This is a genomic window from Streptomyces sp. NPDC006365, assembly GCF_042870755.1.
Lineage (GTDB): Bacteria > Actinomycetota > Actinomycetes > Streptomycetales > Streptomycetaceae > Streptomyces > Streptomyces xiangluensis.
Window position 1 is genome coordinate 332,487 of record NZ_JBIAHS010000008.1, and the last position, 11,833, is coordinate 344,319.

The 11,833-nt window shown below is 70.7% G+C and carries 9 protein-coding genes; 2 read left to right on the forward strand and 7 right to left on the reverse strand.

The window, feature by feature from the left end; all coding sequences use genetic code 11:
- Window positions 1-101: 101 nt before the first annotated feature.
- The 7 genes from ACFYO0_RS23710 to rsmI form a co-directional block, all read right to left on the reverse strand.
- The gene (locus tag ACFYO0_RS23710; protein ID WP_388679250.1) at window positions 102-1,907 is read right to left on the reverse strand and encodes an ABC-F family ATP-binding cassette domain-containing protein; all 1,806 of its coding nucleotides are present in this window, start codon (window positions 1,905-1,907) and stop codon (window positions 102-104) included.
- Window positions 1,908-2,013: 106 nt separating this feature from the next.
- Window positions 2,014-2,907, reverse strand: coding sequence for a 4-(cytidine 5'-diphospho)-2-C-methyl-D-erythritol kinase (locus ACFYO0_RS23715; RefSeq protein WP_388679253.1), 894 nt, complete (start codon window positions 2,905-2,907; stop codon window positions 2,014-2,016).
- The gene (rsmA, locus tag ACFYO0_RS23720) at window positions 2,904-3,779 is read right to left on the reverse strand and encodes a 16S rRNA (adenine(1518)-N(6)/adenine(1519)-N(6))-dimethyltransferase RsmA (RefSeq protein ID WP_388679256.1); all 876 of its coding nucleotides are present in this window, start codon (window positions 3,777-3,779) and stop codon (window positions 2,904-2,906) included. The genes ACFYO0_RS23715 and rsmA overlap by 4 nt, the downstream gene beginning before the upstream one ends.
- Window positions 3,780-4,272: 493 nt before the next feature.
- The gene (locus ACFYO0_RS23725; protein ID WP_388679258.1) at window positions 4,273-5,637 is read right to left on the reverse strand and encodes a ubiquitin-like domain-containing protein; all 1,365 of its coding nucleotides are present in this window, start codon (window positions 5,635-5,637) and stop codon (window positions 4,273-4,275) included.
- Between the two features lie 131 nt (window positions 5,638-5,768).
- Entirely contained in the window at window positions 5,769-6,638 is an 870-nt protein-coding gene (locus ACFYO0_RS23730) for a TatD family hydrolase (protein ID WP_388679261.1), read from the reverse strand.
- 32 nt (window positions 6,639-6,670) lie between these two features.
- Entirely contained in the window at window positions 6,671-7,045 is a 375-nt protein-coding gene (locus ACFYO0_RS23735) for a hypothetical protein (RefSeq protein ID WP_388679264.1), read from the reverse strand.
- A gap of 339 nt (window positions 7,046-7,384) precedes the next feature.
- Window positions 7,385-8,233 (reverse strand): 16S rRNA (cytidine(1402)-2'-O)-methyltransferase, encoded by an 849-nt coding sequence (gene rsmI, locus ACFYO0_RS23740; RefSeq protein WP_388679266.1) that lies wholly within the window; start codon window positions 8,231-8,233, stop codon window positions 7,385-7,387.
- A 62-nt stretch (window positions 8,234-8,295) separates the two neighbouring features.
- Here rsmI and ACFYO0_RS23745 point away from each other — a divergent pair, with 62 nt between their 5' ends.
- Window positions 8,296-10,035: a dolichyl-phosphate-mannose--protein mannosyltransferase gene (locus ACFYO0_RS23745; RefSeq protein WP_388679269.1), complete on the forward strand. Its 1,740-nt coding sequence runs from the start codon at window positions 8,296-8,298 to the stop codon at window positions 10,033-10,035.
- Window positions 10,036-10,197: 162 nt separating this feature from the next.
- Window positions 10,198-11,817, forward strand: a complete 1,620-nt coding sequence (locus tag ACFYO0_RS23750; protein WP_388679272.1) for a penicillin-binding transpeptidase domain-containing protein — start codon at window positions 10,198-10,200, stop codon at window positions 11,815-11,817.
- Window positions 11,818-11,833 lie beyond the last annotated feature (16 nt).

The window sequence follows — 11,833 nt, forward strand, 5'->3', positions numbered from 1 at the left end:
TTTCTATCACCATGTCCCGCTCGAACTCAGGGCCGGTCCAACCCCTGTTCCCAAGGGAGGACCGGCCCGTGATGCCCCCGTTACGCTCCTTCACGCCGCCTTCACGCGTCGTCTGCGAGCTCCAGCCAGCGCGTCTCCAACTCCTCGCGCTCGGTGGCCAGTTCGCGCAGGTCGGCGTCCAGTTCGGCCACCTTCCCGAAGTCCGTGGCGTTCGCGGCGATTTGGTCGTGCAGCTTCTTCTCGTTCTGGGAGAGCTTGTCCAACTGCCGCTCGATCTTCTGGAGTTCCTTCTTGGCGGCGCGGGCGTCGGCTGCGGAGATGCCGGGCTTCTCGGCGGGGGGCGCCACGGGGGTCCGGGCGGCCACGGCCTCCTCCATCCTGTGCCGCCGCTCCAGGTATTCGTCGATCCCGCGCGGCAGCATCCGCAGCGTCGCGTCGCCGAGCAGGGCGAACACCCGGTCCGTGGTGCGCTCGATGAAGAACCGGTCGTGGGAGATCACGACCATCGATCCGGGCCAGCCGTCGAGGACGTCCTCGAGTTGGGTGAGGGTCTCGATGTCGAGGTCGTTGGTGGGCTCGTCGAGGAAGAGGACGTTCGGCTCGTCCATGAGCAGCCGCAGGAGTTGGAGCCGGCGGCGCTCACCACCGCTCAGGTCACCGACCGGCGTCCACTGCTTCTCCTTGTTGAAGCCGAAGGTCTCGCAGAGCTGACCTGCCGTCATCTCGCGTCCCTTGCCGAGGTCGACGCGGTCGCGGACCTGCTGCACGGCCTGCAAAACCCGCAGGGCCGGGTCGAGTTCGGACACCTCCTGCGAGAGGTAGGCGAGCTTCACGGTCTTGCCGACCACGACCCGTCCGCCTTCGGGCTGCCGCTCGCCCCCGCTGTACGCCGCGTCGGCCAGCGCCCGCAGCAGGGAGGTCTTGCCCGCGCCGTTCACCCCGACCAGGCCGATACGGTCGCCGGGGCCGAGCTGCCACGTCACATGCTTCAGCAGCACCTTCGGGCCGGCCTGCACGGTCACGTTCTCGAGGTCGAAGACGGTCTTGCCGAGCCGGGTGGACGCGAACTTCATCAGCTCGCTGCTGTCGCGCGGCGGCGGTACGTCCGCGATCAGCTCGTTCGCGGCCTCGACGCGGAAGCGCGGCTTGGACGTACGGGCCGGGGCGCCGCGGCGCAGCCAGGCCAGCTCCTTGCGGACCAGGTTCTGCCGCTTGACCTCCTCGGTGGCCGCGATGCGCTCGCGCTCGGCGCGCGCGAAGACGTAGTCCGAGTAGCCGCCCTCGTACTCGTACACATCGCCCTTCTGCACGTCCCACATACGCGTGCAGACCTGGTCGAGGAACCACCGGTCGTGGGTGACGCACACGAGCGCGGACCGCCGCTCCCGCAGGTGCTTCGCCAGCCAGGCGATCCCCTCCACGTCCAGGTGGTTGGTGGGCTCGTCGAGGATGATCAGGTCCTGCTCGGCGATCAGCAGCTTGGCCAGCGCGATACGCCGCCGTTCACCACCGGACAGCGGCCCGATGACGGTGTCAAGACCCTGCGGGAACCCCGGCAGATCGAGCCCGCCGAACAGTCCGGTCAGTACGTCCCTGATCTTGGCGTTGCCCGCCCACTCATGGTCGGCCATGTCCCGGATGACCTCGTGCCGGACGGTGGCCGCGGGGTCCAGCGAGTCGTGCTGGGTGAGCACGCCGACGTGCAGACCGCCGGAGTGCGTGACGCGCCCGGTGTCGGCCTCCTCCAGCTTGGCGAGCATCCGGATCAGCGTGGTCTTGCCGTCACCGTTGCGCCCGACGACGCCGATCCTGTCTCCCTCGGACACTCCGAGCGAGACGCCGTCGAGCAGGGCACGGGTGCCGTACACCTTGCTGACGTTCTCGACATTGACCAGGTTGACGGCCATTTCTCTCCTGACGCGGGGATCGATCAGCCTTCCAGCCTAGGCCCTCCGGGCGAGGGGCCGGGGCGTACGGGGATCGTCACTCTTTGTGATGACGCGCCCCGGAGGCTCAGAGCACCGTCGCGCCGGGCGCGGGCGAGGGTGCGAGCCGGGCGGTGCGGCATGCGCCCGAGGCGAGCAGTGCCTCGGCGACCTTCGTCGCGGACGCCGCGTCCCGGGTCAGGAACGCCGTCGTCGGGCCCGAGCCGGAGACCAGGGCTGCGAGGGCACCGGCCGCCGTGCCCGCGGCAAGGGTGTCGGCCAGGGACGGGCGCAGGGACAGGGCCGCGGGCTGGAGGTCGTTGGAGAGGGCGGCTGCGAGGGCGGTCGGGTCGCCCTTCGCGAGGGCGTCGAGGAGGGGCTGGGACGCGAGTGGTTCGGGAACCTCGACGCCTTCGGTGAGGCGGTCGAACTCCGCGTACACCGCCGGGGTCGAAAGGCCGCCGTCGGCCACGGCGAAGACCCAGTGGAAGGTGCCGCCGACTTCCAGCGGGCGCAACTGTTCGCCCCGGCCCGTGCCGAGCGCGGCCCCGCCGACCAGGCTGAACGGTACATCGCTGCCCAACTCGGCGCAGATGTCGAGGAGTTCGGCCCGGGAAGTGTTCGTACCCCAGAGGGCGTCGCAGGCCAGGAGTGCGCCGGCGGCGTCGGCGGAGCCGCCTGCCATGCCGCCGGCGACGGGGATGTCCTTGGTGATGTGGATGTGCACGTCGGGGGCGAGGCCATGACGTGCAGCCAGCTTCTGAGCCGCGCGGGCCGCCAAGTTCGTGTGGTCCAGGGGAACTTGATCGGCGTCCGGCCCGTCGCACGTGACGCGCGGCTCGTCCGCCGCCGTGACCGTGACCTCGTCGTACAGGCCGACCGCCAGGAAGACGTTCGCCAGGTCGTGGAAGCCGTCGGGGCGGGCGGCGCCCACGGCCAGCTGGACGTTGACCTTCGCCGGGACGCGTACCGTCACGCTCACTGCTCTCCGCGCTCCTTGTTCTCCGCGATGCGTGCGAACTCCTCCACCGTCAGGGCCTCGCCCCGTGCCTGCGGCGAGACGCCCGCCGCGACCAGGGCGGACTCCGCTGCCGCCGCCGAACCCGCCCAGCCGGCGAGCGCGGCCCGCAGGGTCTTGCGCCGCTGGGCGAAGGCGGCGTCGACCACGGCGAAGACCTCGCGCCTGGACGCCGTCGTCTTGAGGGGCTCGGTGCGGCGGACGAGGGAGACGAGCCCGCTGTCCACGTTCGGTGCGGGCCAGAAGACGGTGCGGCCGATGGCACCGGCCCGCTTGACCTCGGCGTACCAGTTGGCCTTCACCGACGGCACGCCGTAGACCTTCGAACCCGGCGCCGCGGCCAGCCGGTCGGCGACCTCCGACTGCACCATCACGAGCGTGCGCTCGATGGTGGGGAAGGTCTCGAGCATGTGCAGCAGCACGGGGACGGCGACGTTGTAGGGGAGGTTCGCGACCAGGGCGGTCGGCGGGGAGCCTGGGAGTTCGGTCACCTGCATGGCGTCGGAGTGCACCAGTGCGAAACGGTCGGCTCGCTCCGGCATGCGGGCCGCGATCGTCGCGGGGAGCGCGCCCGCGAGTACGTCGTCGATCTCGACGGCGACGACCCGGTCCGCCACCTCCAGCAGGGCCAGCGTCAGGGAGCCCAGGCCCGGGCCCACCTCGACGACCACGTCCTCTGGGCGCACGTCCGCGGTGCGGACGATGCGGCGGACCGTGTTGGCGTCGATGACGAAGTTCTGTCCGCGCTGCTTCGTCGGGCGGACGCCGAGCGCTGCCGCGAGTTCGCGGATGTCGGCGGGGCCCAGGAGGGCGTCGGGGGCGGGGGTGCTGCTCACGTCCGCAAGGGTACGGGGGCCTCCGGCGGTTGGGCGGGTGGGTTCGTCGTCGGGTGCGGGCCGTCTGTGGCTGGGCGCGCCCCGCGGCGGAGCCGCTGATGTCGCAGCCCCGCGCCCCTGGGTTCGTTGGGGGTCGGGGCCGTGGGCCGGTGCGTCAGCCCGTCGCTGGGTGGGCATACGGCCCTTCGGCTGATACAGGGCGCGGGTGGCCTGAGACGGAACCTACGCGACGGGCATACGACGCACCGGCCCACGTCCCCTCCCGCCGGTGGGAGGCTGCGGGTAGTTGGGGGTACGGGATTTCCCTGGGCGCCGGGAGTCGCAGGCTTTGCTTTTGAGGGGCGCGGGGAACTGCGCGACCAGCCACGACGCACCCGCAGCCGCGACACGCCGTGTCACCCCCTACCCCCTGGCAGGGCCTGGGGGCGCAGCCCTCAGTTTCGGGAAGGGGCGGGGCTGGGGAAAAGAAACCCTTCCCCCACTCACCCGCAGGTCAGGTGTACAGTCGCCCCCCGCAGTGGGGCCAAGGACTCGCCCCCCTGCGTACGTACAGCTTCTTCGCCCGATACGTCTGCTCCGCCGCCGACGCGTCCTGCGGTCGCCCGGTACCGCCGAGGCTCTGCCAGGTCCGAGTGTCGAACTGGTAGAGGCCGCCATACGTGCCGGAGGGATCCACCGCCCCCGGCCGCCCCCCGGATTCGCAGGCCGCGAGCGCGCTCCAGTTGAGGCCGTCGACATCGGCGGGAGCCTCCGGCAGGGGCTTGGTGCCGATCTTCACCAGCTGGGTGCGGGGTTCGTGGACCACCTCGGAGTCGAGCGGGCGCGGCTTGGAGCGGACGCCGTTGACCGTGCGGTGGGCGTAGGTGACGCGCCGCATGCCGGGCTGCCCCGCCTGCTCGACGACCTCGGTGCCCCGGAACAACGAGGCGTCCAGCGTCCGCCGCACCCCGAACGCGATGGGCTCCTCGCGGACCTCCTTCGTGCGCGTGATCCGCAGCACCGTCACCGTCTGCCCGTCGCGCGGAAAGCTCCCGGGCGGGACGGACGTGGTGTCCTGTCCGCGCAGGGTGATCCCGGCGCCCTCCACGGCCTCGAGGACGGTCGCGGCGTTCGTACGGACCGTCCGAGCCCGCCCGTCCGCCATGACCGTCACGGTCCGCTCGGTGCGGACGTCGAGGGTCAGCCCCTCCAGTCCGATCCTCCGGGAGCGCGGGGCCGATACGTACGCGCCCTCCGCCCGCACCCCGAGCTCCCTCAGCGCCCCGTCCACCGTGCGCGCCGTCGTCCACACCGTGCGCGGCCGGCCGTCGAGGGTGAGGTGCAGAGGCCGTCCGTACCGTACGGCGATCTCGTCACCACTGGTCAGCGGGGTGCCGGGGGCGGGCGCCACGACGTCGTGGGCGCCCACCTCGACGCCCTCGTCGGCGAGCAGCTCGCTCACGTCGTCCGCGAAGGTGTGCAGCGTGCGGGGCTTGCCGTCGACGGTCAGCTCGATCGCCTTGTCGTCGGCGACGAACGCGGTGGTGCCGCCCGCCAGAAAGGCGACGACCAGCGCCCGCGGCACCAGTCGGCGCACCGCCTGCGGCCGCTCGGCGGCCTTCTGGCGCCGCGCCGCCCGGCGCGCCTCGGCCCTGCCGCCGTAGGTGCCGGGCAGCTCGATCGTGGGCGGAAGCGGGCGGGGCAGCTGGGGTTCGGTGGCGGCTTCGGGATGGGTCCCGTAGTGGACCTCGTGCTGGGTCTCGTACGCGGGCCGGTACGTGTCCACGTACCCCTGCGGATCCTCAGCGGCGTACGGCTGATCGTTCGGCTGATCGTTCTCGTACGTCGGGCCATACGTCTCGTACTGCGAAATGCTCACGACGACACGCTCCAGGGGGTCCTCCGGATCGGGCGCGGAGAACCTAGCGGAGCGGCCGTCACTCTCCAAGGCACGACGACTACGTTGCGTCGTCGCGACGCCCGGTAATGCTCCCCTGTGGGCGTTATGCGTCAGTAGTCGAAGGCACGCTTCGTATTCGCTGCGAGGGCCGTCGCCAGCGCATCCTCGTCCAGATCCCGTACGGCGGCCATCGCGCGGACCGTGACCGGAATGAGATACGGGGCGTTAGGCCGTCCGCGGTACGGCGCGGGGGTCAGGAAGGGCGCGTCCGTCTCGACGAGGACGAGTTCGAGGGGGGCCACGGCGAGGGCGTCGCGCAGGGGTTGGGCGTTCTTGAAGGTCATGTTCCCGGCGAAGGACATGAAGTAGCCGTTCTCGGCGCACAGTTCGGCCATCTCCGCGTCCCCGGAGTAGCAGTGGAAGACGGTGCGTTCGGGCGCGCCCTCCTCCTTGAGCACACGTAGCACGTCGGCGTGGGCGTCGCGGTCGTGGATGACCAGGGTCTTGCCGTACCGCTTGGCGATCTCGATATGGGCCCGGAACGACCGCTCCTGGGCAGCCTTGCCCTCGGGTCCCGTGCGGAAGTAGTCGAGCCCCGTCTCCCCGACGCCCTTGACCTGCGGGAGGCCCGCGAGCCGGTCGATCTCGGCGAGCGCCTCGTCCAGCGCGCCGTCTCCGCCGGGTTCGCGGGCGCCCTGCCGGGACCATCCGTCGGGATCGCCGAGGACGATCCGCGGCGCCTCATTGGGGTGCAACGCGACGGTCGCGTACACGGCCTCGTACTCCGCGGCCGTCTCGGCCGCCCAACGCGAACCCTTCAGGTCGCAGCCGACCTGCACGACCGTCGTCACACCGACCGCCGCGGCCTTCGCGAGCCCCTCCGCGACTGTGCCTGACTGCATGTCGAGGTGGGTGTGCGAGTCGGCGACGGGCACACGGAGGGGGTCCGGGAGGGGCGGGGCTTCGGCGTTGGAGGGCATGCCCCGATTTTACGAAGCGGCCCTCCCGGTCCTCACCCCGCCTTGCGGTGGTGGAACGGGTGGAGCAGATCGGACAGGTGCCAGTGGTGGCGCTCACTGGGCTCCGCGGACTCTGCCTCGGGCTGCTCCGCCTGGTGCGGCACCGAGCGGGAGCGACGCGGGTGCAGGGAGTTCAGCGCCGAGGACACCTGCCCCGGGCGCATGATCCGTACGACATGACCGTCGCAGTTCTGGCAGGTGGGCCGGCTCAACGGCGACGGCACCACCTGGCCGTCGGCCACGTACATCACGAACTCGCTGCCCTCGGCGTCGATGTGATGCTCGATCTCGTACGACTGCTCCCAGCCGTGCCCGCACCGCATACAGGCGAACGAATACGACTCGTGCACGACGGCCATCTCACTCATGCCAGCTCCTAGGTCCGCTGGTCTGACGCCTCCGGGGGAGCGGAGGCGGGGACGGGTGCGTCCCGTCACCCAGTGGACTCTTCTGACGGAGCAAGTGCATGGAACCTGCCGACTATTGGACCCGTCTTGGCAGTTCTTTGTCCGAAGGCCCTGAATACGGGACCTGAGCTTTGCGTTTGCCGGGGCGCCTTTACTCACGCATGGGGCGCACGGGGTGCGCCCCACAGGGGCGCGGGGCTGCGACACATGCGGCTCCGCCGCGGGGCGCGAGCAACCACAAACAACCCGCACGCCGCAGAATTCGGCAACCCTCAACGGCGCTCCCCGCAACGCCCGGTCTCAAGGCGCGGAGCGCTTCGCGGCGACCACGGCGTCGAAGACCTCGCGCTTGGGGCGCCCCGCCTCCGCGGCGACGGAGGCGATGGCCTCCTTACGCCGCTCCCCCGCCTCCTCCCGCACCCGGACTCGGCGCACGAGTTCCGCAGCGTCCACTTCCTCGGCGCCCTTCTCCGGCGCCCCTTCCACGACAACGGTGATCTCCCCGCGAACACCCTCCGCGGCCCAGGCCGCAAGCTCCTCCAGTGGCCCCCGCCTGACCTCCTCGTACGTCTTGGTCAGTTCCCGGCACACGGCAGCCCGCCGCTCGGCGCCGAACACCTCCGCCATCGCGGCGAGCGTGTCGTCGACCCGGTGCGGCGACTCGAAGTACACAAGCGTGCGCCGCTCCCCCGCGACCTCCCGCAGCCGGGAGAGCCGCTCGCCCGCCTTCCGAGGCAGGAACCCCTCGAAGCAGAACCGGTCGACAGGCAGCCCGGACAGCGCGAGCGCGGTGAGCACGGCGGACGGTCCGGGCACGGCGGTCACCCGGATGTCCTTCTCCACCGCCGCCGCGACCAGCCGGTAGCCGGGGTCGGACACCGACGGCATCCCCGCGTCGGTCACAAGCAGCACGCGCGCCCCGCCGGCCAGGGCCTCGACGAGTTCGGGCGTACGGGCCGATTCGTTGCCCTCGAAGTACGACACGACCCGTCCGGCGGGCTGCACGCCCAGTGCCTGGGTCAGTCGGCGCAGCCGCCGGGTGTCCTCGGCGGCGATCACATCGGCGGCCGTCAACTCCTGGGCCAGCCGAGGCGGTGCGTCCGCGACGTCCCCGATGGGAGTGCCTGCGAGTACAAGGGTTCCTGTCACGGTTCCATCCTCGCAGGGCCGATGAAGGGGACTCGCACAGAAGGGTTCCCTACGATGGCGCGGTGACCAGTACCGCGTCCCACACGGACACCCGGCAGGCAGAGGGCGTCGAAGAGCGGCAGCCGTCGTGGCAGCTGCGGCTTCGCCGGTTCGGCTACACGAGCCCGGCCAGAAGCGACGTCCGTGACCGTCTGGCGCCCGCGTACGCGCAGCCCAGCCCGCGTCTGTGGGCGGCGTTCGGGCTGTCGAAGCCGGCCGCCACGCTTTTGGTGCGCTGGTCGGCATGGGTGGGCCCTCTGCTGGTCACATTGCTCGCGGGCCTGACGCGGTTCTGGAACCTGAGCAGCCCGAAGTCGGTGATATTCGACGAGACGTACTACGCCAAGGACGCCTGGGCACTCCTCCACCGCGGCTACGAGGTCAACTGGGCCAAGGACGCCAATGAGCTGATCCTGAAGAACAACGGCGACGTCCGGATCCCGTCGGAGGCCGCGTACGTCGTCCATCCGCCGGTCGGCAAGTACGTGATCGGGCTCGGCGAGTGGCTGTTCGGGTTCACGCCCTTCGGCTGGCGGTTCATGACGGCCGTGCTCGGCACGCTGTCCGTGCTGATGCTGTGCCGGATCGGCCGCCGTCTGTTCCGCTCGACGTTCCTCGGCTGCCTCGCGGGCGCCCTCATGGCTGTCGACGGGCTGCACTTCGTGATGAGCCGCACGGCGCTGCTCGACCAGGTGGTGATGTTCTTCGTACTCGCGGCCTTCGGCTGCCTGGTCATCGACCGGGACAGGACGCGCGAACGCCTCGCCGCCGCGCTGCCGCCGTCCGAGGACGGGGTCGTACGCCCTGACGCGCACACGGCGGAACACACCCGGCTGGGTCTGCGCCCCTGGCGCTGGGCGACAGGGCTGATGCTCGGTCTCGCCATCGGCACCAAGTGGAACGGTCTGTACGTCCTGGTCGCGTTCTGCCTGATGACGGTCCTGTGGGACGTCGGCTCGCGCAGGGTCGCGGGCGCCCGGCACCCGTACAAGGCGGTGCTCAAGCGCGACACCGGCCTGGCGTTCGTGGCAACCGTGCCGGTGGCGATCGTCACATATCTCGCGTCGTGGACCGGCTGGATCCTGTCCCCCTCCGACGGCACCGGCGGCTACTTCCGGAACTGGGCGGCCACCGAGGGCAAGGGCGGCAGCTGGACGTTCCTGCCCGACTGGCTGCGCAGCCTGTGGCACTACGAGCACCAGGTGTACGAGTTCCATGTCGGCCTCTCCTCGCCGCACACCTACGAGTCGAACCCGTGGAGCTGGATCGTCACCGGCCGCCCGGTCTCGTACTTCTACGAGTCCCCGAAGCCCGGCAAGGACGGCTGCCCCGTCGACGCGGGCGAGAAGTGCGCCCGCGAGGTACTCGCCCTCGGCACGCCCCTGCTGTGGTGGGCCGCGGGCTTCGCGATCCTCTATGTGCTGTGGCGCTGGTTCTTCCGCCGCGACTGGCGCGCGGGCGCGATCGCCTGCGGTATCGCGGCCGGCTATCTGCCCTGGTTCATGTATCAGGAGCGCACGATCTTCTTCTTCTACGCGATCGTCTTCCTGCCCTTCCTCTGCCTGGCCCTGGCGATGATGATCGGCGCGATCCTGGGCCCGCCAGGTTCGACCGAACGCCGCCGCGTGGCGGGCGCGGCGACGGCGGGCGTCCTGGTCCTGCTGATCGCGTGGAACTTCATTTATTTCTGGCCGATCTACACCGGCCAGGCCATCCCGATAGACACCTGGCGTTCACGGATGTGGCTGGATACCTGGGTGTGAGGGCGGTCTGAGAGCGGGGTCGAGAACCGGCCAGCTGCCGGTCACCCCCGGCTTAACAATCCGGGAACTCCAGCCACACCGGTCCCACCTCCCGCATACAGTGCGATAGATGAGCATCTTTCTGGACGCGTTCAGAAAGGCCATGGGGAGGGGGATCGCGCGATGCGCAAGGGGGCAAAGGCCGCCATCGTGGGCGGTGTGTTCGCGGTGATGGTCGGGGGAGCCGGGTACGGCGCGTTCAACATCGTGTCGGCAATCACCGGAGGCAGCACGGCCGGGGGCGACACCGTGAAGACCGGACCGCCGTCGAGTGACGAGGTCAAGGAGACCAGCGGGGAGTTCTTCGCGGCCTGGGAGAAGGGCCAGGCGGCCAAGGCCGCCGGGCACACGAACAACGCGGGCGTGGCCCAGCCGCTGCTCGCCGGCTACCGCACCGAGGCGCGTCTGACCGGCGTCAAGATCACGCCGGGTACGCCGTCGGGCCAGACGGTGCCGTTCTCGGTCTCGGCCACGGTGTCGTACGAGGGGAAAAGCAAGCCCCTTTCGTACAAGAGCGAGCTGACCGTCGTACGCGGGGACACCACCGGACGGGCGCTGGTCGACTGGAAGCCGACCGTCCTGCACCCCGATCTGGACGAGGGCGACACCCTGGTCACGGGCGAGGCGGCCAGCCCGCCGATCGAGGCGGTGGACCGGAACGACACCGCGCTGTCCAAGGAGAAGTACCCCTCGCTCGGGCCGATCCTGGACCAGCTGCGGGAGAAGTACGGCGACACCGCGGGCGGCACCCCGGGCGTCGAGCTGGCGGTCAGGAGCGCGGACGAGAACGCGGGCGACAAGACGCTGCTCACGCTCGCGGAGGGCAAGCCGGGCAAGCTGCGCACCACGCTCAGCGCGGGCGTGCAGGCCGCTGCGGAGAAGGCGGTCAAGGAGTATTCGGAGTCGTCGGTGGTCGCGGTGAAGCCGAGCACCGGCGAGGTGCTGGCCGTCGCCAACCACCGGACCGACGAGTTCAACGCGGCGTTCCTGGGCAAGCTGGCGCCGGGCTCCACCATGAAGATCCTCTCCGCGGCGACGCTGATCGACAACGGCGTCACGAACGCGACCGGACCCGCGCCCTGCCCGGCGGAAGCGACCTGGCAGAGCCGGACGTTCAAGAACATCGAGGGCATGACCCCCAACGAGAACGCGACCCTCTCGGAGAGCTTCGCGCGCTCCTGCAACACGGCGTTCGTGAAGTACGCGGACGAGGTGAAGGCCGACTCGCTCACGAAGGAGGCCCAGGAGCGCTTCGGTCTCGGCCGGGACGACTGGAAGACCGGCATCGCGTCCTTCGACGGCTCCGTCCCGGCCTCCGGCGGCCCCGACACGGCGGCCAACATGCTCGGCCAGGGCCAGGTCCAGATGAACCCGCTCAACATTGCCTCAGTCACCGCGACCGCGATGACGGGCACGTTCCGGCAGCCGGTGATCGTGCCGCAGAGCCTCGACGACCGTGAACTGGCCACCGCGAAGGGCCTGGACGCGGGTACGGTCGCGCAGCTTCGCGAGATGATGAACCGCACCGCGGTCAGCGGCACCGCGGCCAAGGCGATGAAGGACCTCGGCGGCCGCATCGGTGCGAAGACCGGTTCGGCGGAGGTCGACGGGCAGGAAACGTCCAACAGCTGGTTCACCGGCTACCGCGACGACATCGCGGCGGCGGCCATGACCCAGGAGGGCGGCCGGGGCGGCGACGCGGCGGGCCCGATTGTCGCAGCCGTGCTACGAGCGTCCGGCTGAGGTCCCGTCTGTCACA

Excerpts from the sequence above, each read along its gene's own strand:
- ACFYO0_RS23710 (WP_388679250.1), bottom strand. The coding sequence starts at position 1,907 with ATGGCCGTCAACCTGGTCAATGTCGAGAACGTCAGCAAGGTGTACGGC.
- ACFYO0_RS23730 (WP_388679261.1), bottom strand. The coding sequence starts at position 6,638 with ATGCCCTCCAACGCCGAAGCCCCGCCCCTCCCGGACCCCCTCCGTGTG.
- ACFYO0_RS23735 (WP_388679264.1), bottom strand. The coding sequence starts at position 7,045 with ATGAGTGAGATGGCCGTCGTGCACGAGTCGTATTCGTTCGCCTGTATG.
- ACFYO0_RS23750 (WP_388679272.1), top strand. The coding sequence starts at position 10,198 with ATGCGCAAGGGGGCAAAGGCCGCCATCGTGGGCGGTGTGTTCGCGGTG.